17 protein-coding genes and 3 pseudogenes are annotated in these 21,715 nt (G+C 60.9%); 11 read left to right on the top strand and 9 right to left on the bottom strand.

Annotated elements, in window-relative coordinates:
* Positions 1-15: 15 nt before the first annotated feature.
* The 3 genes from VC35_RS01215 to tssA are packed head-to-tail and all read left to right on the top strand — an operon-like array spanning position 16 to position 5,686.
* Entirely contained in the window at positions 16-783 is a 768-nt protein-coding gene (locus VC35_RS01215; protein WP_046037248.1) for a DotU family type IV/VI secretion system protein, read from the top strand.
* Complete coding sequence (locus VC35_RS01210) at positions 780-4,601, top strand: type VI secretion system protein (RefSeq protein ID WP_046037247.1); 3,822 nt, start codon at positions 780-782, stop codon at positions 4,599-4,601. The genes VC35_RS01215 and VC35_RS01210 overlap by 4 nt, the downstream gene beginning before the upstream one ends.
* Positions 4,598-5,686, top strand: coding sequence for a type VI secretion system protein TssA (gene tssA / locus VC35_RS01205; RefSeq protein WP_046037246.1), 1,089 nt, complete (start codon positions 4,598-4,600; stop codon positions 5,684-5,686). The genes VC35_RS01210 and tssA overlap by 4 nt, the downstream gene beginning before the upstream one ends.
* Here the strand turns inward: tssA and VC35_RS01200 are convergent.
* The 3 genes from VC35_RS01200 to VC35_RS01190 form a co-directional block, all read right to left on the bottom strand.
* Entirely contained in the window at positions 5,683-6,654 is a 972-nt protein-coding gene (locus VC35_RS01200) for a 2-hydroxyacid dehydrogenase (RefSeq protein ID WP_046037245.1), read from the bottom strand. The genes tssA and VC35_RS01200 overlap by 4 nt on opposite strands.
* Before the next feature lie 182 nt (positions 6,655-6,836).
* Positions 6,837-7,424 (bottom strand): TetR/AcrR family transcriptional regulator, encoded by a 588-nt coding sequence (locus VC35_RS01195; RefSeq protein WP_046037244.1) that lies wholly within the window; start codon positions 7,422-7,424, stop codon positions 6,837-6,839.
* Positions 7,425-7,452: 28 nt separating this feature from the next.
* Positions 7,453-7,836 carry a tautomerase family protein gene (locus VC35_RS01190; protein WP_046037243.1) on the bottom strand — a complete coding sequence of 128 codons (384 nt, stop codon included), beginning with the start codon at positions 7,834-7,836 and terminating at the stop codon, positions 7,453-7,455.
* Between the two features lie 363 nt (positions 7,837-8,199).
* Between VC35_RS01190 and VC35_RS01185 the strand changes: the two genes are divergently transcribed.
* Together VC35_RS01185 and VC35_RS01180 are read left to right on the top strand one after the other, a co-directional pair.
* The gene (locus VC35_RS01185; RefSeq protein ID WP_046037242.1) at positions 8,200-9,480 is read left to right on the top strand and encodes a serine/threonine transporter; all 1,281 of its coding nucleotides are present in this window, start codon (positions 8,200-8,202) and stop codon (positions 9,478-9,480) included.
* Positions 9,481-9,574: 94 nt separating this feature from the next.
* Positions 9,575-11,227 carry a SulP family inorganic anion transporter gene (locus tag VC35_RS01180; RefSeq protein WP_046037241.1) on the top strand — a complete coding sequence of 551 codons (1,653 nt, stop codon included), beginning with the start codon at positions 9,575-9,577 and terminating at the stop codon, positions 11,225-11,227.
* Positions 11,228-11,452: 225 nt separating this feature from the next.
* Here VC35_RS01180 and acnB read toward each other — a convergent pair whose 3' ends face one another.
* Positions 11,453-14,053 carry a bifunctional aconitate hydratase 2/2-methylisocitrate dehydratase gene (gene acnB, locus VC35_RS01175; RefSeq protein ID WP_046037240.1) on the bottom strand — a complete coding sequence of 867 codons (2,601 nt, stop codon included), beginning with the start codon at positions 14,051-14,053 and terminating at the stop codon, positions 11,453-11,455.
* 457 nt (positions 14,054-14,510) lie between these two features.
* Between acnB and VC35_RS01170 the strand changes: the two genes are divergently transcribed.
* Positions 14,511-14,981, top strand: coding sequence for a DUF1289 domain-containing protein (locus VC35_RS01170; protein ID WP_046037239.1), 471 nt, complete (start codon positions 14,511-14,513; stop codon positions 14,979-14,981).
* A 162-nt stretch (positions 14,982-15,143) separates the two neighbouring features.
* Here VC35_RS01170 and VC35_RS01165 read toward each other — a convergent pair whose 3' ends face one another.
* Complete coding sequence (locus VC35_RS01165) at positions 15,144-16,007, bottom strand: universal stress protein (protein ID WP_046037238.1); 864 nt, start codon at positions 16,005-16,007, stop codon at positions 15,144-15,146.
* A gap of 162 nt (positions 16,008-16,169) precedes the next feature.
* On the opposite strand from VC35_RS01165, the gene VC35_RS01160 reads away from it, so the two are divergent.
* Positions 16,170-16,778, top strand: a complete 609-nt coding sequence (locus VC35_RS01160; protein ID WP_046037237.1) for a MiaE family protein — start codon at positions 16,170-16,172, stop codon at positions 16,776-16,778.
* 15 nt (positions 16,779-16,793) lie between these two features.
* Here VC35_RS01160 and VC35_RS01155 read toward each other — a convergent pair whose 3' ends face one another.
* A complete protein-coding gene (locus VC35_RS01155) occupies positions 16,794-17,285 on the bottom strand; it encodes a GFA family protein (RefSeq protein WP_046037236.1) in 492 nt (163 codons plus the stop codon).
* Positions 17,286-17,743: 458 nt separating this feature from the next.
* Here VC35_RS01155 and VC35_RS01150 point away from each other — a divergent pair, with 458 nt between their 5' ends.
* Both VC35_RS01150 and VC35_RS01145 read left to right on the top strand, forming a co-directional pair.
* Positions 17,744-17,992, top strand: coding sequence for a type II toxin-antitoxin system Phd/YefM family antitoxin (locus VC35_RS01150; protein WP_046037234.1), 249 nt, complete (start codon positions 17,744-17,746; stop codon positions 17,990-17,992).
* Positions 17,993-18,006: 14 nt separating this feature from the next.
* The gene (locus VC35_RS01145) at positions 18,007-18,363 is read left to right on the top strand and encodes a type II toxin-antitoxin system RelE/ParE family toxin (RefSeq protein WP_046037233.1); all 357 of its coding nucleotides are present in this window, start codon (positions 18,007-18,009) and stop codon (positions 18,361-18,363) included.
* A gap of 174 nt (positions 18,364-18,537) precedes the next feature.
* Here VC35_RS01145 and VC35_RS30255 read toward each other — a convergent pair.
* Positions 18,538-18,867, bottom strand: a pseudogene (locus VC35_RS30255) (substrate-binding domain-containing protein); the annotation flags it as partial.
* Between the two features lie 55 nt (positions 18,868-18,922).
* Between VC35_RS30255 and VC35_RS01140 the strand changes: the two are divergent.
* Both VC35_RS01140 and VC35_RS01135 read left to right on the top strand, forming a co-directional pair.
* Positions 18,923-19,337, top strand: a pseudogene (locus VC35_RS01140) (agmatine deiminase family protein); the annotation flags it as partial.
* Between the two features lie 16 nt (positions 19,338-19,353).
* Positions 19,354-20,154, top strand: a pseudogene (locus tag VC35_RS01135) (extracellular solute-binding protein); the annotation flags it as partial.
* A gap of 121 nt (positions 20,155-20,275) precedes the next feature.
* Here the strand turns inward: VC35_RS01135 and VC35_RS01130 are convergent.
* Entirely contained in the window at positions 20,276-20,893 is a 618-nt protein-coding gene (locus VC35_RS01130) for a DNA-3-methyladenine glycosylase family protein (protein ID WP_046037232.1), read from the bottom strand.
* A gap of 4 nt (positions 20,894-20,897) precedes the next feature.
* Positions 20,898-21,710, bottom strand: a complete 813-nt coding sequence (locus tag VC35_RS01125; RefSeq protein WP_046037231.1) for an isocitrate lyase/PEP mutase family protein — start codon at positions 21,708-21,710, stop codon at positions 20,898-20,900.
* Positions 21,711-21,715 lie beyond the last annotated feature (5 nt).

The following is a 21,715-nucleotide window of genomic DNA, read 5'->3' as shown; positions in this document are numbered from 1 at the left end:
CGGAAGGGGCGTCGTATGTTCGAGGGGCATGCCGGGGCGGGTACACGGGGCTTGCGCGAAGCACCGTTGAGCAGCGCATTTCGCGAAGCCTGGTTGCAATGGTCCCGGGAGTGGAGTCAGCTGCCCAGGGACAGCGATGACGATGCGCTGGTGGAGGCGGTGGTCGACCTGTCGACGCAAATTTCCCAGCGTCTGTGGCGCACGGCTTTCGCCCGGGTTGGCGAGGCAGCGACCGATCAGGTCAAGGCGCTGGTCTATGCCTTTGTCGCCTTGATCGATGAAACGCTGTTGTTCACGCCGTGGCCGGGCCAGTCCGCCTGGCAAGAAAAACCCTTGGAGTCGCGGATGTACGCCAGCCGCCAGGCCGGTGAGAAACTGCCGGCGGCGATCAAGACGTTGCTGGACGAGCAGATTCCCGCCACCCGCGATTTGGCCAATGTCTATTTGCAATGCCTGGTGTTGGGGTTTGAAGGACGGCTGCGCGGCGAGCAGAGTCAGGTCCAGCATGAAAAATTGCGCCTGGCGCTGTTCACGTTTGCCTGGCAGCACGACGCGGAGTATGCCGATGTCAGCGCCCGGCTCGCGCAGCCTTCGACGGTGCCTGCGGTGCAGTTTCCGGTGCGGCAGTCGTTGCCCGATGGCTTTCGCCTTGGCCTGGTCATTCTCGCCATGGTCATGATTCTGACCGGGCTGGGGCAGTTCTTCTGGCGTGACATTCGCCAGGAACTCGACCCGGTGTTGCAGAGCACCGATCCGGTGGCCACCTCGGAGCAAGACGCATGAGCACGCTGGGGATCGTGGGGCTGGTCTTCGTCCTGTTGGTGGTGCTGGCGGTCATCGCGGTGGCGGTATGGTGGTTGCGCACCCAGAGCGGGGCGGCGATCCGCAGTTTTTATAACGCAGTGCGCCATATGGAACAGGAGCAGGGCGCTCAGGACCGTTACCAGATTCCATGGTTGCTGATGCTCGGCGACGAAACCCAGGGCACCCAGTTGTGCAGCCAGTGGCGCTTGCAACCGACGGATAAACCGGCCTGGTTCGGGCGCTGGTGGTCGGACCCCGAAGGCGCGGTGCTGGTGGTGCCTCAGGCGCTGTTTTTGCCCGATGAAGGCATGAGTCTTCAACGCGGCGGCTGGTGGCGCTTGTTGGGGTTGATCCTGCGCCTGCGCAGCAAACGGCCACTGGACGGGGTGATCTGGACCGTGCCGGTCAGCCGCCTGGGCAATGCCGAGCAGGCCGCGAACCTCGGTCTGGCGGCGCGCCGGCGCTTCATCGATCTGTTGCAGCGGTTTGGCCTGAGCCTGCCGGTGTACGTGGTGATTACCGGCATGGAAGAGCTGCCGGGTTTTCAGGAGCTGATCTCGGCGCTCCCCGACGAAGTCCGCGAACGCACATTGGGCTGGTCTTCACCCTTTGGCTCCGAGGCGGTCTGGCAGACGCAATGGAGCGATCAGGCGCTGGACCAGGTGAATCGGGCCCTGTCGGAATCGATCATTGAAATCGGTGCGTTGTCCGGCCATCTCAAAGGCGAGCTGTTTGGATTGCCGGAACAATTCGAGGCCTTGAGGCACCACCTGCAAACCGTGCTCGAACCGGTATTTCAAGGCAATGCCCAAGGCGAGGCGCCACGTTTTCGCGGGGTGTACTTCACCGCCAACCAGCCTTCGCAAGACGCTGCCGACGGGTTCTCGGCCTATGACAACGGGTTGCAGCAGAGTGCGTTTGCCCGGCAACTGTGGCAAAGCCGGGTGGTTGCCGAACGCGGTCTGGCTCAGGTGGTGCCCCGCTTGCTGCGCCTGCGTCAGCGCTGGCAGCGACTCACCGGAGTGGTGGCCCTGGCGGTCGGCGTGGTCTGGGCCGCAAGTATGCTTTGGGTCTGGCAGGACTCGGTCAAGGATGCTCATGAACTGTCGCGCCTGTTGCAAGGCGCACAGAAAAATTACGTTGCAGTCACCGATGAGTCCCATCGGCTGGAGTCGACCCGGCGCAACGTCCAGGGGTTCTGGCGGGTCCTGGAAAAGGCTCCGCGCTGGAGCTTCACTTCGGTGGTGTTTCCCACCTCCTGGTTCTCGTCGCTGGACAGGCAACTGGAGGATCAACTGCGCCTGACGGCCCAGAGTCATATGCTGGAACCGCTGCACGACTTGCTGAAGGCAGAACTGGTGCAACTCAAGACCATTCGCAACACCGAGCGACGTGGCAACGTCGAAAGCGAAGACCCGGCCCAATGGCAAAATTACGTCAAGGCCAAGGATCTGGTGGAGCGCGCGGTACGGCTTGAGCAACAGAATCAATGGTTCAACCAAGCGCTGAACAACCCCAAGGCGCCGCTCGAAGACCTGGCGTTGCTGAGCAATAACGCACTGTCCCTGAACCTCAATGCCGGCACGTTGCACCGTGCAGGTTTTTACAACCGGGTGTTGCTCGATGCCAATGGCGGTGACTTGAAGCCCCTGGACCTGGCCATGGAGCGTGCGCTCATCGAGGAGAATTTTTCCGGGCTGATGGAGCGTTGGCTTGACCAGTACTTTCTGGCCGACAACTTCGTCCGTCAGGCCGGTTATCTCAAGCTGCATCTTGAACGGCTGGAGGCCGGCAGCGGCAATTCCCTGGCGGAGCTCGAAGACTTGCGCGCGCTGATCGACGACCTGCAAGCGCTGATCGGGCTGACCAACTCGGCCTGGAGTCGCGGCAAGGGCCAGGACCTGGTGCCGGGTTATCGCGAGATGATGGACAAGGTGCGCCAGAGCAGCCTGCTCGGCCCGCAGGTCGAGCAACAGCTGGACCAGCAAGCCTCCAGGTTGCAGCAAAGCTTTCGTGATCAGTGGATCGCCCAGGCGGGGGCGCGGGGCAACTTGCTGGTTCAGCAAGGCAGCGGGCAACTGAGCTTGCAAGTGCACGTAAACCAGTTGAACAACGCAGTTCAGGCCCTGTTCAAACGGGATTTCGTGGCCATCGCCCTGCGCGCGGATCAGGCTAGCGCTGCCGTTCAGGGGCAGAACGTCGATGGCGATGATCTCGGTACGGCGCTGAACTATTTTGCCAGCTACAAGAGTTATGCCGCCGAAGAGCTGCCACGCATTCCACCGGCGTATCGCGATGCGGTGCTTCAGGCGGCAGAGGGGGCGGCGGCCAAGGCCATGTGGTTGAGTCTCAAGGACCAGAATGACCGACCCCGTGGCGACGATGTATTCAACGTGCTGGCGCCACAGGCTGTGGCTTTGCAAAAAGCCTTCGCCGAGGTCCATCGCAACGATCTGGCCGTGCGTGTGCAAAACGCGTTGAACCGTCGCGCCATGGCCCAGGTGGTCAGCGGTCTGGAGGAGATAACCGCGCAGCCGTTGTTCAGCGGGCGCAGTGAGATCAGTCAGTGGGACGGCTCGAAAAACCTCGGGCTGCAACTGTTTGGCGCCCTTGATGTGCAGGATTTGAAGCTGAGCCTCAAGCAGCAATTCAACACCATGCTCGGCATCACCGAGCGGCGTACCTCGGCGCTGGAGTGGCTGAAGACCCAGCAACAGAATCTCTCGGCGCTGGATTACGAGCGTGTCATGCAATTCAGCGCGCTCAACGATGAACTGCTCAAGTACAAGGACCAGAACCCCGCCAGTTCGCCGGCCCAGATCGAGCAGTTGGTGAGCCGCGATTTCATTGAAATGGACGCCACGTCCTGCGCCCGGATTCTGCAGACGGCCAGCTTGTCCGGTGGGCGCGGGACCTTGGCCCTGCGGGCCCTGGATCTGCAACAGAGCGCGATGCAACGCTGTCAGTTCTTGCAGCAGCAACAAGCAGCGGCGGCCTGGAACGACCTGGCCAACTATTTCAATCAATACCTGGCCGAGCGCTTCCCGTTCGCCAATGGCGTGCAGGCCACCGACGCCGACCCGGCCCGGGTTCAGCACTTCCTCGACTTGATCGACAAACGACTGCCCGTGGCGCAGGCCGGGTTGCAACTGAGCCAGACGCCGGAGCGTCTGGCCGCCGAGGATTTCCTCAATCGCTTGAAGCTGGCCAGCACCTGGCTGGGTCCGCTGTTCGTGCGGGACAAGAGCGGCATCCTCGGCGTTGAAATGGACGTGCGCTGGCGCACCGATCGCGAGGAGGAGCGTGGCGCCGATCAAGTGATTGCCTGGGGTTTGAATGCCGGTAATCAGCAAATCAGTTACCCCGGCGAGCCACAGCCGAACCTGCGCTGGATGGTCGGCCAACCGGTCCGGCTGACCTTGCGCTGGGCCAGGAACGGCTCGCAACGTCCGGCCAATGATCCGTTGCAGCCCAATCTGATGGTGCGTGATTTCGAAGCCGGTTGGGAGTACGGCGGCCCGTGGTCGTTGCTGCGCTTGATGCGTTCGCACCAGTCGGTGCAGCGCCAGCCGAACATGGACTTCACCGATTTTCCGCTGACATTGCGCCTGCCGGTCACCGCACAGACCAGCACCGCCGAGCAGACGCTGATGTTTGTGCGTGTGTCGTTAATGAGCCAGGGCTCGAAATTGCCACTGTCCATTCCACCGCTGCCCACCCGGGCCCCGCGTTCACCGTTCATGCAAACCAGGGCGACTGCGTCTGCGACGGTCATGACTGAGGAGGAGGGCTTGTGAACCTGATTTCACCACCGTTGCCGGAACTGATTGCCCGGCTGCTCGAACCGATCAGCGAACAGGCACCCTGCGGCGAGGATTTGCGTTACGAGCGTGAGTTCGACCTGGCCCGCGAACTGCGTCGGGAGGACGACACCAGCCTGCCAACGGGAGTCTGGCAGTCGTCGATCAAACGGGCGCAATGGCCAGAGCTGGAAAAGCTGACGACCACGTTGCTACTCGAGCGCAGCAAGGATTTGATGGTATGCGCCTGGCTCGGTGAGGCCTGGTTGCATCGGGACGGCCTGGACGGCTTGCCGGGCAGTCTCGCGCTGGTCGCGGGCTTATGCGAGCGCTACCCCGAGCAGCTTCATCCCCGGGCCGAAGACGGTGACCAGTCATGGCGGGTCATTCCCCTGGAGTGGCTGGTGCGGCGCTACAGCGAAGTGTTGCTGACACGGGTGGCGCTGATCGATCCGCATCAGGGTGAATTCGAAGGTTACTGTCTGGACGCGTGGCGGCGATTACAGTTGCAACAGGTACTGGTCAATGACAGCAAAGCGGCAAAAACAGCGGCGGAAACAGCAAGGGGCGAACAGCAAAAACTCACCGAGCTGATCCGGTCCACACCTCCGTCCCACTGGCTACGCCGCCAGGACAACCTGCTGGCGAGCCTGCAACATCTGCAACGGCTGCGAGCCTGGAGTGATGCTTACCTCGGCGCCCAGGCACCGGGCTTCAGGGGTTTGCAGGATGTGATCGAAGCGTTATTGACACTGGTCCAGGAGTTCATCGCCATGCAGCCACGACCGTTGACCGAGGCGCCGGTCGAGCCGCCATCCCTGGCGGCGTCAGAATCGGCCGGGCTGGCGCCGACGCCATCCACACCTCAGGTGTTTCGCGAGCCGGCGAGTCGCGACGAGGCCTACCGGCAATTACTGTTGATTGCCGAGTACCTGACACGCACCGAACCCCACAGCCCCGTCCCTTATTTGATTCGCAGGGGGGTGGAGTGGGGCAACAAACCGCTGAGTGAACTGTTGGGTGAACTGATCTCGGCCGATGCCGAATCCCGTCGCCTGTGGACGCTGTTGGGCGTCCTTTAATCGGTGACCGGGTAGGGCGTGATCGGCGCGGGCAAGGCAATCGGCGTGAGCACCGGTTGGCCGGAGAAAAACGCCACGAGGTTCTTGCCCACCAGTTCGACGGTGCCCTGGGTGGCTTCCGGGGACAACCCGGCGACATGGGGGGTGAGGATCACGTTGTTCAGGGTCTTGAGTGCATCCGGCACCTTGGGTTCGGCGTCGAACACGTCCAGCGCGGCACCGGCGATCCGGCGCTGCTCCAGGGCGCTGATCAGGTCGGCAGTGGCAATCACGCTGGCCCGGGCGATGTTGACGATAAACCCGTTGGGGCCCAACGCGTCGAGCACCGGGCGATTGATCAGTTGCCGGGTGCCCACGCCGCCGGGCGTGGCAACGATCAGGAAGTCCGAGGCCCGCGCCAGTTCGGCCGGGGTCGAGCAGAAGGTGTAGGACACATCACTACGATGCTGGCGACTGTGGTAGCAAATGTCCATGTCGAAACCGGCGCTGGCGCGTTTGGCGATGGCCATGCCGACCGCGCCGAGGCCGAGGATGCCCAAGCGTTTGCCGGCCAGGGACGGGCGCATGATCTTTGGCCACTCGCCCCGCCGTACGGCGGCATCACAGCGGGGGATGTCGCGCACCAGCGACAGCAGCAGCGCCATGGCATGGTCGGCGACGGACGAGGCGTTGACCCCGGCACCATTGGTGACGGTGATGCCCCGGTTCGCGGCGGCCTGCAGGTCGACGTGTTCATGGCCAGCGCCGATCACGCAGATGATCTTGAGGTTGGGCAGGGCGGCGATTTCATCGGCATACAGCCCCAACGGGCCACGGGTGAGGACGGCGTCGATCTGCCCGGTGTGGCGGGCGATGGCTTCGGCGCGCTCGGCGGGCGTCGGGGCCAGGATCAGGTGAAAACCCTGATGTTCAAGGATAGGCAGGTAATCATTGATGGTTTCAACCAGTACCAGAACGGTTACAGGCATTTTTGCCTCCCTGTGGGCATCGAAAAATCGGCTCGAACGTCACTTGAGATTGCTGATTTCAGGATGGCTTGGCAACCACCAGCGATCGCAGCCCGTGGCAGCTCCTGCGCCATGGCGGGCACTGCGCTGAGTGTAGGAGCTGGCAAAGCCTGCGATCTTTTTATTGCGTGGGGGCGGGCGATTTATTTCGATGGCGTGAGGGCGGCCCGGGCAGCTTCGAGAATTTCATCCGACAGCGGGTCGCCACGGGTGGCCCGGGACAGCATCAACGCCCCGAACATCAGCGAATACTGCACCAGCGCCTGCTGTCGTTTGCCGGCTTCGTCCTCTGCGTCCAGCAGCGAGCCGAGGGAATCGAGCAGGTTGTTCAGGCCCAGCAGATAGGTCTGGCGCAATCCGCTCTCGGCGGCCTCATGGCACATGTCCCCGGCAAAGGCCACCACCGGGCAGCTGTCGCCTGGATTGTCCCGGCTTTCGTTGGACAGGTAGGTTTCGACCACGGCGCGGCGGGCGGCGTCCTTGCTGTCATGCTCGGCCACCCGTCCTAGCCAGCGTTGTGCGGCCTGCTCGAAAGCCCGGCCGCTGGCCTCTTGCGCCAGGGCTTCCCTGGATTCGAAGTGCCCGTAGAAACCGCCGTGGGTCAGGCCGGCGGCGGCCATCACATCAACCACACTGATCCCGTGCAAGCCGCGTTCGCGAAACAGCCGGGTGGCGGCTTCGACGATGGTCTCGCGGTTGAGGTCGGCTTGTTTGCGGGAAACTCGGGGCATGGGTCATTCTCGGTTTGCAGGTTGAATATCAGAGGGCGTATTGGGCAATCCCGTTGCCGAACGACCAGTTCTCTTTTTTCACTTCCACCAGATTAATGAAAACGTCCTCCAGGCGCACCGCCAGCTCTGCATTAAGGCTTTCGGCGATGGTTTTGTAGAGGAGTTTTTTCTGCTCGACGGTTCGTCCTTCGCTCATGGTGATCTGGATCACCACCAACTGGTCCGAACGGTTGATGCCCAGATAACCGGAATCAAAGATGAAATGCTGCGCATCGTGTTCGGCGAGTATCTGGAAATTATCGTTCTGCGGCACACCGATGGTGCTGTGCATGGCGGCGTAGATCAGTTGGCCGATGCGTTTGACGTGGGTGGGGTCCTGATGTTTTTTGATGTCGACGCGAACCAGTGGCATGGGAAGACTCCAGAAGGAATGCAGGTCGATTAAAAATACATGATGGTAGACCTTTATCAAGCGCGGATTGCACTCAGGCGATCAAGTGCAAGTGCCGACATCGCCGCATTCCCTTGTAGGAGCCGGCTTGCCGGCGAAGGCGGTCTTGAGCCATGCGCCGATTTTTCGGACGCCTTCGCTGGCAAGCCAGCTCCTACAGGTGATTTTGTCGGCGAACTGGTACCACCGTTCCTCACCTAAGTCTTTGCTTCTGCTCACTAATCCCCCAGAATGCCGCCCCTGTTTCGGCCGGACGCCGCCTGTCGGGTATTCCGACGCGTCCTGGCCGGGTGGCAAGTGACCGGAATGTGGAGATCCCACCGGATGAATGATCAGGCCAATAGCGTTAACGAACGCTATGTAGAAGCGACACCCGCGACGCTTTCGAGCTGGAATCGCCAGGACACCACCTGGATGCTGGGCCTGTTTGGCACGGCGATTGGTGCGGGAACCCTGTTTTTGCCGATCAACGCAGGCCTGGGCGGTTTCTGGCCGTTGCTGGTCCTGGCGCTGCTGGCGTTCCCGATGACGTTCTACGCACACCGTGGGCTGACCCGTTTCGTGCTGTCCGGTCGTGAAGGCGCCGACATCACTGAAGTGGTGGAGGAGCATTTCGGCATCAAGGCCGGCGCGCTGATCACCTTGCTGTACTTCTTCGCGATTTTCCCGATCCTGCTGATCTACAGCGTGGCCCTGACCAACACGGTCGGCAGCTTCATGGAGCATCAACTGCACATCACGCCGCCACCGCGCGCCGTGCTGTCGCTGGTGCTGATCCTCGGCCTGCTGGCGGTGGTGCGTTGCGGTGAGCAATTGATCGTCAAGGCCATGAGCCTGATGGTCTACCCGTTCATCGTCGCGCTGCTGTTCCTGGCGGTTTACCTGGTTCCCCACTGGAACGGCGGCATCCTCGCCACCGCCAGCAGCGTGCCGGCACCGTCGGCGCTGCTGCATACCCTGTGGCTGGCGATTCCGGTGATGGTGTTCTCGTTCAACCACTCGCCGATCATCTCGGCGTTTGCCGTTGACCAGAAGCGTCGCTACGGTGAGCACGCCGAGGAGCGCAGCTCGCAGATCCTGTCCCGCGCCCACCTGCTGATGGTGGTGATGGTGCTGTTCTTCGTCTTCAGTTGCGTGCTGACCCTGTCGCCAGCGCAACTGGCTGAAGCCAAGGCGCAGAACCTGTCGATCCTGTCGTACCTGGCCAACCACTTCAGCAATCCGACCATCGCCTTCGCGGCGCCGTTGATTGCCTTCGTGGCCATTTCCAAGTCGTTCCTGGGGCACTACATCGGCGCCAGCGAAGGCCTCAAGGGCCTGATCGTCAAGAGCGGCAAGCGTCCGTCCGCCAAGGCCCTGGACCGCATGACCGCCGCCTTCATGCTGGTGGTGTGCTGGATCGTCGCTACGCTGAACCCGAGCATCCTCGGCATGATCGAAACCCTCGGTGGCCCGGTGATCGCGGCGATTCTGTTCCTGATGCCGATGTACGCCATCCGCAAGGTGCCGGCGATGGCACGCTATCGCGGTCAGGCCTCCAACGTCTTCGTGACGGCGGTGGGCCTGGTGGCGATCACGGCGTTGATCTACTCGCTGACCGCGTGATCTACCGGCCTGCTCGCGCAGTGCCGGATTGACAGCTACAGTGGCCGCTGCACGTGATACGTGCAGCGGTTTTTTTTCGCCTGGAGACACTGGATTGTCGAGCGCCCCAAACGCTAACCCCACCGAGCAACCCAACCGCTGGCAGGACCTGTTGGCAGGTTTGTCGATTGCCGGCCTGTTGCTGCCCGAAGCGGTCGCCTATTCAAGCATCGCCGCCCTGGCGCCCCAGGCCGGGGTGATCGCCTTGTTCGCCGGATTGCTGTGTTATGGCTTGTTCGGCACCAGCCGCTTTGCGATTGTCTCGGCCACTTCATCCGCCGCCGCCGTACTGGCCGCCGCGACCGCCACCCTGGCCAATGGCGATCCCGGGCTTCGCTCGACCCTGGCCTTCGGCCTGGTGCTGGTGACCGGGGCGTTTTTCTTGCTGGCGGGGTTGTTCAAGCTCGGCAGCGTGACCTCGTTCATCGCCAAGCCGGTGCTGCGCGGTTTTGCTTTTGGCCTGGCGCTGACCATCATTCTCAAACAGGTCGCCAGTGTGGTCGGCGTGCATTTGACCGAGGCCAACCTGGTGGGCTTCCTGCCGCAATTACTGGAACAACTGCCGCAATGGAACTGGGCTGCAGCGGCGGTCGGCGCCGTGGCATTGGCCTTGTTATGGCTGTTTGCGCGGTTTCGGCGCCTGCCCGGTGGTTTGTTGGTGGTGGTGATCGGCATTGCGGCGGGGCAGTGGCTGGACCTGCCGGCCCATGGCGTAAAGCTGATCGGCGTGATTGACCTGAGCCTGGAGGTGCCGAAGTTGCCGGTACTGCCGTTTGCCGACTGGCTGCGTCTGGGGGAATTGGCGTTCGCCATGGTGATGATTCTGTATGCGGAGTCCTATGGCTCGATCAGTTCTTTTGCTCTAAAACATCGCGATCGGGTCAACTCGAACCGCGATCTGCTGGCGCTGGGGGCTTCCAACCTGCTGTCCGGCCTGTTCCACGGCATGCCAGCGGGAGCGGGGTATTCGGCGACCTCGGCCAACGAGGCGGCGGGTGCCACTTCGCGCCTGGCCGGTATCGTGGCGGCACTGGTGGTGCTGGTCATTGTCCTGACGGTGCTGCCTTACATCGCCCTGACCCCGGAACCGATCCTCGCCGCCATCGTCATCCATGCCCTGGGGCGCGGCTTGAGCCTGCAGCCGCTGGGACGCTATTTCATCTGGCGCCGTGACCGCTTGCTGGTGATCTGCGCCGTGGCTGCGGTGTTGGTGCTGGGGGTGCTGGACGGCTTGCTGGTGGCGGTGGCGATCAGTGTGTTGCTGATGCTCAAACAGATGTCGGCGGCGGATATCCAGATCCTGGGGCGCATCGATGGCAGTCACGACTTTGTCGACCTGCAACGCCACCCAACGGCACAAGCCGTGCCGGGCGTGTTGATTGTGCGACCGGGGGAAGCGTTGTTCTTTGCCAACGTCGAACGGATTCTTGGCGGTGCCTTGCGTCTGATCCGGCATTCGCAAACGCCGGTTCATTCGGTGATTCTCAGTCTTGAGGAATCACCAGATCTGGATGGCACCAGCATCGAGGCGTTGCAGGAGTTTTTCGCGCGGGTGCATCAGGAGGGCAAACGCCTGATTCTGGCGCGTCTGAAGGACGACGCACAAGCGGCGTTGGCGGCGTTGCCGCAGGTGGAGGTTAGCGGGGTGGTGCTGAGTGGGTTGAGTGTGGATGGTGCGGTGCAGCAGGCCCACAAGCTGAACGCATAACCTGTGGGAGAGCTTTTGTGGCGAGGGGGCTTGCCCCCGTTGGGTCGCGCAGCGGCCCCAGTATTTCCATGACTAAACAGTGTTTACCGAATTTACGACTGCTACGCAGCCGAACGGGGGCAAGCCCCCTCGCCACAAAAAGCTCACACTTCACTGGCGAATTTTCAGGCATAAAAAAACGCCGCTCATCTCACGATGGGCGGCGTTTTTCATTGCGTTGCAACGTTAGGCTTGAACGACCGGGATGTTGGCGTTCGCAGCAGCTTCACGGAACTCGGCGATCTGGTCGAAGGACAGGTAGCGGTAGACATCGGCCGCCATGCTGTCGATCTTGCCAGCGTATTCCATGTACTCCTCGACGGTCGGCAGGCGACCCAGGATGGAAGCCACGGACGCCAGTTCAGCCGAAGCCAGGTAGACGTTCGCGCCGTCACCCAGACGGTTCGGGAAGTTACGGGTCGAAGTCGACACGACAGTCGAGTTCGGCTCTACACGTGCCTGGTTACCCATGCACAGCGAGCAGCCCGGCATTTCCATACGAGCGCCGGCCTTGCCGTAGATGCCGTAGTAGCCTTCTTCGGTCAGCTGGTGAGCGTCCATCTTGGTCGGCGGCGACAGCCACAGACGGGTTGGCAGCTGACCCTTGACCTGTTCCAGCAACTTGCCGGCAGCGCGGAAGTGACCGATGTTGGTCATGCACGAACCGATGAACACTTCGTCGATCTTCTCGCCAGCAACGCTGGAGAGCAGGCGAGCGTCGTCCGGATCGTTCGGCGCGCAGAGCACAGGCTCTTTGATGTCGGCCAGGTCGATCTCGATGATTTCAGCGTATTCAGCGTCTTTGTCCGCTTGCAGCAGCTCAGGGTTGGCCAGCCAGGCTTCCATTGCTTGAGCGCGACGTTCCAGAGTACGTGCATCGCCGTAGCCTTCGCCGATCATCCAGCGCAGCAGAGTGATGTTGGACTGCAGGTATTCGGCAATCGACTCTTTGGACAGCTGGATGGTGCAACCGGCAGCCGAACGTTCAGCCGAGGCGTCAGACAGTTCGAACGCTTGCTCTACGGTCAGCTTAGGCAGACCTTCGATCTCCAGGATGCGACCGGAGAAGGCGTTCTTCTTGCCTTTCTTCTCTACGGTCAGCAGGCCAGCCTGGATCGCGTAGTAAGGAATGGCGTGAACCAGGTCACGCAGGGTGACGCCTGGCTGCAGTTCGCCTTTGAAGCGAACCAGGATCGACTCAGGCATGTCCAGCGGCATGACGCCGGTGGCTGCGGCGAACGCAACCAGACCGGAACCGGCCGGGAACGAGATGCCGATCGGGAAACGGGTGTGGGAGTCACCACCGGTACCGACGGTGTCTGGCAGCAGCATGCGGTTCAGCCACGAGTGGATGATGCCGTCGCCCGGACGCAGGGAAACGCCGCCGCGGGTCATGATGAAGTCAGGCAGGGTGTGGTGGGTGGTCACGTCGATCGGCTTTGGATAAGCCGCGGTGTGGCAGAAAGACTGCATCACCAGATCGGTCGAGAAGCCCAGGCACGCCAGGTCTTTCAGTTCGTCACGGGTCATGGGACCGGTGGTGTCCTGGGAACCCACGGTGGTCATCTTCGGTTCGCAGTAGGTGCCCGGACGAACGCCGGTTACGCCGCAAGCCTTGCCGACCATTTTCTGCGCCAGGGTGAAACCCTTGGTGCTTTCAGCCGGTGCTTCAGGCTTCTTGAACAGGGTCGAAGGTGGCAGACCCAGCTCGGTGCGAGCCTTCTCGGTCAGGCCACGGCCGATGATCAGCGGAATACGGCCGCCAGCACGAACTTCGTCCAACAGGACCGGAGTCTTCATTTCGAAGGTGGTCAGGACTTCGTCGGTGCCGTGCTTGCAGACTTTGCCAGCATGCGGGTACAGGTCGATCACGTCGCCCATGTGCATGTTGGAAACGTCGAATTCGATTGGCAGTGCGCCGGCATCTTCCATGGTGTTGTAGAAGATCGGAGCGATCTTGCTGCCGAAGCAGAAACCGCCGGCACGCTTGTTCGGTACATAAGGAACGTCGTCGCCGAAGAACCACAGTACGGAGTTGGTGGCCGATTTACGCGAAGAACCGGTACCGACCACGTCACCGACGTAGGCGATAGGGAAGCCGGCGTTGCGCATTTCTTCGATCTGCTTCATCGGACCGGTGACGCCTTGTGCGTCAGGCACGATGCCGTCGCGAGCCATTTTCAGCATGGCCAGGGCGTGCAGCGGGATGTCTGGACGGGACCAGGCATCAGGGGCAGGGGACAGGTCGTCGGTGTTGGTTTCGCCGGTGACCTTGAACACGCGCAGGCTGATCTTGTCGGCCAGGGTCGGGCGCTTCACGAACCACTCGCCGTCAGCCCAGGATTGCAGCACGCCTTGGGCGTGAACGTTACCGTTCTTGGCTTTTTCAGCGACGTCGTGGAAGGCGTCGAACATCAGCAGGGTGTGCTTGAGTTCTTTGGCAGCTACTGGAGCCAGTTCGGCGTCGTCCAGCAGGTTAACCAGAGTCACGATGTTGTAGCCGCCCTGCATGGTGCCGAGCAGTTCAACAGCGCGCTTCTTGTCGATCAGGGGGGATTTGGCTTCGCCTTTGGCGATGGCGGACAGGAAGCCGGCCTTTACATAGGCTGCTTCGTCCACTCCAGGCGGAACGCGATTGGTGATCAGGTCAACGAGGAATGCTTCTTCGCCAGCCGGGGGATTTTTCAGCAGCTCGACCAGGCCTGCAGTTTGTTCGGCGTTTAGCGGCTGGGGAACGATACCCAGTGCTGCGCGCTCTTCGATATGTTTGCGGTAGGCTTCAAGCACAGTTATTACCCTCATCAGTGGTCCCAAATGGGTGTCCGGGACGCTCATCCCGAAATTGCCGTACTCATGCGCTGCATGGCGTTTTGAGCCACTTAGCCAGAATTACCGACAATTCCTTACAGAAGCTGCTTTCAAAGTTTTACGCCTGCAGAACGGGAGCTGATGAGGGTTGGCGTTGGGCTTTTCCCCGCTGGAAAAACCCCTCGCCAACACCGCTCTGAAGGAACGACTGTGCTCGTGACGCTTTGAAAACAGCTTCTAACGGACATTGGCGCCTAAAAAGGCAGGCTGATTCTACGGCAAAAAAAAATTAAAGGTAAGTCAGTGTTTATTGGACTTTGGTGGTGACGCTCAGCAGAGCCCGATTCTCCATGGGCGCTGAACTTTGAGGGGTGATCAATGGCCGACAAAGGGCTAACATGCCGGCCTGTTCTGCTTTTTCGCGTTTTGCCTATCTATGCCCAATCAGACCATCAAGACACCCTGCGTCGGCCTCTGCTCCACTGTTTACGGTGACTTGGTGTGCCGTGGCTGCAAGCGTTTCCACCACGAAGTGATCCACTGGAACGGTTACAACGAGGAAGAAAAGCGCGCGGTATGGCTGCGTCTTGAGCAGTTGCTGTCGCAGGTGATGGCCGCCAAGGTGGAAATTTTCGATCCGGCACTGCTCCGAATGCAGCTGGAGCAGCGCAAGATCCGCTTCGTGCCCCATCAGTCGGAATATTGCTGGGCCTACCAGCTGATTGCCAGGGGGGCACGGGTGATCAACAACCTGGAAGCCTACGGGATGGTGTTGCTGCCGGAGTTTCGCGAGTGGAACCTGCCGGAATTGCGCGATGCCATTGATCGGGAGTTTTTCCTGCTCTCCGAAGCCCATTACCAGCGCTACATTGTGCCGGGGTTCCTGAAAGATGCCTTTGGCGGCTGAGCCGCTGATATGTGGCGAGGGGGCTTGCCCCCGTTGGGTCGCGAAGCGGCCCCTAACATTCTTACTGACCCACCGTGCCACCAAGTATTGCGACTGCTTCGCAGCCGAACGGGGCGGTGCGGCGGTCCGACAAGCCCCCTCGCCACAAAAGCATGTTCGGCTTCAATGCTTGTCGGCAATCTCCTCAAGATGATCCGCCACTTCCATCGGCTTGAGCACCAGCACGTCGCTCTCGACCGAATCGAGCACCACTTCCGCCGTATTGCCGATCAACGCCCCTGACAACCCGCTACGTGCCACGGTACCGATCACCGTCACTGCCGCCTGCAGCCTGTGCACCATGAACGGAATCAACACGTCCGCCGGGCCTTCCTCGATGTGCAGGTGATCATCGTCGATGTCGAACTCCGCCTGGAACGCCTTGCACTGTTCGCGATAGCGCGCCTGGATGGTTTCGCTGAGTTGAAACGTCGGGTCGGCCGCCGACAGCATGGGCGACGGGTGGGCGCAGATCACATGCAGGTGGGCCTTGGCCAGGCCGGCGATGTCATAGCCATGATCGATGATGGTGTTGTGCAGGTGGCGATGTTCGTCGTCGGCGTTGCCCACGTCGATGGCCGCCAGGATCACTTTGTCTTGCCAGGAACCGGAGGTCTTGACCAGCAGCACAGGCGCCGGACAGCTGCGCAGCAGCTTCCAGTCATCCGGGGTCAACAGGGCCTTTTTCAACGCGCTGTCGGGAAAGTGCTGCTTGACCACCAGCCCGCAGCCTTCGGCCTGCTGAACGTCGACGATAGTGTCATGCAGGGTGTCGCGCCACGCCTGCTCGGTGGTGACGCTGTAGCCGATTTCCAGCAGCTCTTCCTTGAGCGCCCTGAGGTGTTCGGAGTGATCATGCTTCTTGTCACAGACCAGCAGGTGCAAGTGCGCCTGGGTCTTGCAGGCGATCAATTTGGCGCGGGCCAGGGCCAGGCTCTCATCCGGTGAGGGTTCGATGACCACCAGAATGCTGCGAACGGCTTGCATGTGCGGTATCTCCTGAAAATAAAAAAGCACGGCGTTGCACAACTATAGTTGCTGTCTGCAATTCGGGGACTTGATGCATATCAACGGTTGGCGACTGGTGGTCTGCGGGCAGGCCGGTATAATCGGCGCCCTTCGTTTTGAACCTATTTTTCCGTGAGCCCCATGATCCTTCCCGAAATTCACGAGTTCCTTGGCTGCCGCACCCCCGACGGCTGGATCCAGGCCGCGCTGGCCGATCAGGAAACCCTGCTGATCGACCACAAGAACTGCGAATTCAAGGCTGCCAGCACCGCGTTGAGCCTGATCGCCAAGTATCACTCCCACGTCGATCTGATCAACATGATGTCGCGCCTGGCCCGGGAAGAGCTGGTGCACCACGAACAGGTCATGCGCCTGATGAAACGACGCAAGATCGAGCTGCGCCAGCTGTCCGCCGGGCGCTATGCGTCGGGGCTGCGCAAGGTGGTACGCAGTCACGAGCCGGTGAAGCTGGTGGACACCCTGGTGGTGGGCGCGTTCATCGAGGCCCGCAGTTGCGAGCGTTTCGAGGCGCTGGTGCCGCATCTGGACGAAGAACTGGGCAAGTTCTACTTCGGTCTGCTCAAGAGCGAGGCCCGGCATTTCCAGGGTTACCTGAAACTGGCCTACCAGTACGGCGACGCCAAGGACATCGCCCATGTGATCGACAGGGTCCGCGCCGCCGAGCAGGAACTGATCGAGTCGCCGGACGTGGAGTTCCGGTTTCACAGCGGTGTGCCGGAAGCGGCGTAATCCCGCAATACCCAGTCATGGACGGCTCAAACCCAACCGTTCATGCCATTGGGCGATGGACTCTTCGGGGTACACATCGAACTGTTTATCCCTTGGTTGCGCCTGGACCTCAACCCACGTCGCCTTCGAACCCAGCATCAGGTGCGTATGCTCTGGCGGCACCGGCAGCGGGGTATCGATGGCCGAGGCGAACGGGTGAATCAACTCCGGCCACTCTGGACTGAACAACCACAGACCCGAGCCGCAGACCGAGCAGAAATGCCGTTCGGCGGTGCTGCTGTGGGCGCGTTTGTCGCCGTCTTCCTTGAGTCGCGCATGGTAAATCGCGATGTGTTTGCGTCCGCGAACCTTGAGGCTGGCGGCATCGCCACCGAGGTTGATCGCATAGCCACCACCGCCCTGGGTCTTGCGGCAGATCGAGCAGTAACAGCGCTGGTAAGGGTAGGGGTGGGCGCAGGTCAAACTGAACGACACCGCGCCGCAATGGCAGGAACCTTCGAGTTGCATGGGAGCCTCCGGCTGTCCTGAACTTACCCTGGACAGCCTAGACCGTCAGGGCTATTCGACCGGCACCAGAATCGCGTCGTCCTCCGGTTGAGGATTCAACATGCGCCGGGTGCGGGTGTATGTCATGGTCCAAAAGGGAAGGTGATGGGCAGCAACAAGACTGCATTCGACTGGAGTCTTGTTGAAGCGCTGCTGTCTCGGCAACGGGGCTACCCAAATAGGTCGTAGGGCGACTTTGCAGTAGTCATTTTTCACCGAAAGTCGGATTATAAAAAAATAAATTGACAAAAAATAAATAATAAAGTTCGTTTTAGGTCTTGATTTGGTCTGAATTTGGTGTACGATGGTCGCAGACGGTCACTTTGTGTGCCGTCTAAAGGTTCTGGGTGGGGTTTCGTCCAGATCTGTTTCATGTAGGCGCGGTATATCCGGCGTCCCCAGGATGGAGGTTTCCACTCATGAGAGTCGAAACGATCAGCTTTTTGAAAAAACACGCATCTGACCTGCCTCTTGATGAGCCAATGGTCGTCACACAAAACGGTGTTCCTGCCTATGTTGTGGAGTCTTACGTTGAGCGTAAGCGCCGTGACGAAGCAATCGCCCTGGTGAAAATGCTCGCAATCAGTTCGCGCGAGTATGCCCAAGGTAAACACTGTTCGACTGATGAACTGAAAGCCCGTTTGAGCAGGAGATTTGCCCACAAATAAAAACAGGAGATTCAATGAATAAGTTCACAGTCCGCTTCACCGAAATCGCTCAACAATGCATCGAAGACCAGATCGAATATCTGGCCGCCTTTAACGGTCTTCAATCCGCCGAAAAGCGGGTTTACTCCGTCATTGACGACATCGGGGACAAGCTCTTGTCCGCACCCTATGGTTACCCCGTAAGTCCTCAACTGAGCGAGCTGGGTGTCATGCAATACCGTGAACTCAACACAGAAGGCTACCGCGTCCTCTACGAGATTTTCGAGGCGGATCAGGCTATTGCCGTAAGTCTGGTTTTGGGAGGCAAGCAGAGCGTTCAGGACGCACTCGTCCGTTACTGTTTGCTCAGCATGTACCAGCCCCCGGCGTGATATCGCTTGCCAGCTCTGACGTATCGCGCCATGAGCATGCTGCGTAGCTTCTGTCCCGGCGCTTAAGTGTTGGGATCGATCCTGCGTCAATCTCCCCCTTTCTTTCCTGTCTTGGTACCGACAGCACGTTCGCGCACCTGCTATCTATTTGCGCTGGCCAGTTGCGGCACCGGGTCATGAACTGCCTGGCGCAGTGCCTCTAAACGGACTGCTTGTTAATTCTGTTTGAAGTCGGAACTGGTGCGAACAACCAGGGATGGGAAGTTGCGCGGCAAGCGCCGTGTCGTTGAAACCAACTACGGCCAAATCACTTCCCGTGACCAAGTTGCAAGCTCGCGCCGCGCCCATCAGCCCGATGGCGAGGAAGTCATTGACAGAAAAAACGGCGGTTGGACGATCTGGACCACTGTGTAATTTCAAACCGGCTTCATGGCCGGACGGCACATCGAAATGGCTGGTAATTACCCAGTCGGCTCTGATTTCGACGCCGGTTTTGTGGCAATGGTCGCCAACGCCCTTAGCCTGTGGTCATTCCAATCCCCGTTGAAGAGGTTTGACCATGGCCCGCTTGCTCGACACCACTCCCAAACAGGACGGTTTCCGTCTGCCCGGCGAATTCGAAGCCAAGTCCGGTTGCCGGCTCGGCTGGCCGGAGCGCACCGACGTCTGGCGCAACGGTGCCAAGCCGGCACAAAAAGTCTGGGTGCAGATCGTCACCGCCGCAAGTGCGCGTGGTGGAAATGACCTGCAATGACACCTGGTTCCGCGACAGCGGGCCGTGCTTCGTGGTCAATGACCAGAGCAGCGAAGTGTGCGGCGTCGACTTCGAATTCCACGCCTGCGGCGGCCTGTACTACCCGTAGGACAAGGACGACCAGGTCGCCAGCAAGATCCTCGAAATCGAACGCTTCGATCACTATCGCGCCCCGTTGATCGCCGAACTGGGCGGCATCCAGAGCGACGGCCAGGGCAGCTCCTGACCACCGAACCAAGCAGCAACTGCCGCATTTCGCCGGGGTCGGCGAGGAGTTCCGCCAGCACATGGCGGTGTTCGATCCGGGCAACCGCTACGCCGGGATCTACGCCTGGGGCACCACGGGCGTGGGTTATCAGGAGCAGGCCGTCAAACAGCGCCTGCCCGACGCGCCGACCGACAGTTGGGCGATGCTGTTCAACCCGGCCGTGGTCGCGAAATTTGCCGATTGCGGGGTCAGCCTGCTCAACGATCCTAATGAAGTGTTTGCGGCGGTCATGAAGTACATGGGCCTGGACATCAACCGCCAGAGCCTCGATGACCTGAAGCTGGCCGAGCAGCAACTGGCGAAGATTCGTCCGTACATTCGCTACTTCGACAACGACCTGAACATCAGCGACCTGGCCAACGGCAACACCTGCGTGGCGATGTCGTGGAACGGCAACGTGGCCATCGCCGCGGGCCAGGCCGAGGCGGCGGGCAAGCCGTATTCGCTCAAGTACCGGATTCCGAAGGAGGGCACGTTGATCTGGTTCGACGCCATGGTCATTCCCAAGGACGCGCCGCACCCGAAGGCTGGCCTGGCGTTGATGGATTACCTGATGACTCCGGAAGTGATCGCGCCGATCACCGACACCATCCATTACGCCAATGCGATCACGGCGGCGGACGGCCTGGTCGACCCGGCGATTCGAAATGATCCGGGGACGTATCCGACGGCTGCGGTCAGGGCTTCGCTGTACAGCAAGAACGACAACGGCAAGGTGTTCAACCGGGCGTTGATCAGGGCGTTCAGTCGGTTGAAGTCGGGGTTGTAACTAGCTTCGGGTGATGTATTGGCTGGGCTGAAGCCTTCGCGGGCAAGCCCGCTCCCACAGGTTTTGTGTTCGACATAAGACCTGTGGGAGCTGGCTTGCCTGCGATGAACGATAACGCGGTCTACCGGTTGGGCACCCGCCACAAATACCAGGAGGCCACCGTCCGGTAAGGGCTCCACGCCAACCCAATCTCGATCATCTGCTTGCGCGTCGGCTGCACCTCCAGCCCCTTGAGCCGTCGATAACCCTCACGCACGCCAAAATCATCGGCCGGCAGGATATCCGGGCGTTCCAGGCTGTAGATCAGCAGCATCTCCACGGTCCAGCGACCCACGCCGCGCAAAGTGATCAGGCGTTCGATCAGCGCTTCATCGTCCATGGCCAGCGCCGTGGCGTAATCCGGCACTACGCCGTCCAGCGAGGCTTGCGCGATGCCCTGGATGGTCGCGATCTTGCTCGCGGAAAACCCGCAACTGCGCAGTCGGTCGAAATCCGTGGCGACGATCTGTTCAGGCCGGGGAAACGAATCCGAACCGAACAGCGCCAGCAACCGGCCGACAATCGCATCGCCGGCCTTGGCGTGCAGTTGTTGATAGGCAATCGCCCGCACCAGCGACTCATACGGATCACGGGCCGCATGGGGTTGGTGCAGGCACGGGCCGATGGCGTCGATGTGGCGGCGCCAGTTGTCATCGATGGCGGCCAGGAAGGCACTGGCCGCCCGATAGTCGTCGGCCATGGGCTCAGGCTTTCCCGGACGGTTTCAACAGGGCGTTCACTTCGCCATAGGTCAACGCCTTCAGGTCGTGGCTATCGAACCGGCCGGTTTGCAGAAAGCTTTTGGCGATGCCGGCCATGGCGCCGTAGAGGAACTCGGCGATGCCCGAACCCGCAGTCAGGCGGCGTACACCGAGTGCCTCAAGCGCTTCGGGGGATGGCAGGCCCGGGAACCCCAGCACATTCAGTGGCAGGGAGGTGCCCTGGCACAGCGCCTTGATCTCGTACTCCGCGGTAACGCCGGCGGCAAACAGGCCATTGGCACCGGCCGCCTGATACAGCGCAGCGCGCTTGAGGGTTTCGGCGACGCGATCTTCGGCGGGCACCAGACCCCGCAGATAAACATCGGTGCGCGCATTGATAAACAGGTTCACGTTGCGTCGATCGGCCACCTGGCGCGCGATCTCAATCTTGCGTACCAGCAACTCCGGCGGCGAGGAACCGTCTTCGATGTTGATCCCGACAGCGCCGGCGGCGATTACCGCATCAACCACCAGGGCCACCCGTTCCAGGTCATCGGAATAACCGGCTTCGATATCCACGGTCAGCGGCACCGAAATGACCCGGGCAATCGACTCGACCGTCGAAACCAGACGCTCAAGGGGCAGGGTGTTGCCGTCCGGATAGCCATGCACCCAGGCCACCGCCGCGCTGCTGGTGGCCACGGCCTTGTTACCCAGTTGCTCCACCAGCCGCGCCCCGGCGGCATCGGCGACGTTGGTGAGGATCAGCAAACCTTCTTGATGCAGTTGGTGCAGTTGATTGTCGAGCCTGTCCATCGAGT

Origin of the sequence: Pseudomonas fluorescens (assembly GCF_000967965.1) — a bacterium.
GTDB classification, from domain to species: Bacteria; Pseudomonadota; Gammaproteobacteria; order Pseudomonadales; family Pseudomonadaceae; genus Aquipseudomonas; species Aquipseudomonas grandcourensis.
The sequence above is the reverse complement of the archived record's forward strand: the minus strand, read 5'-3'. Positions and strand labels throughout refer to the sequence as shown.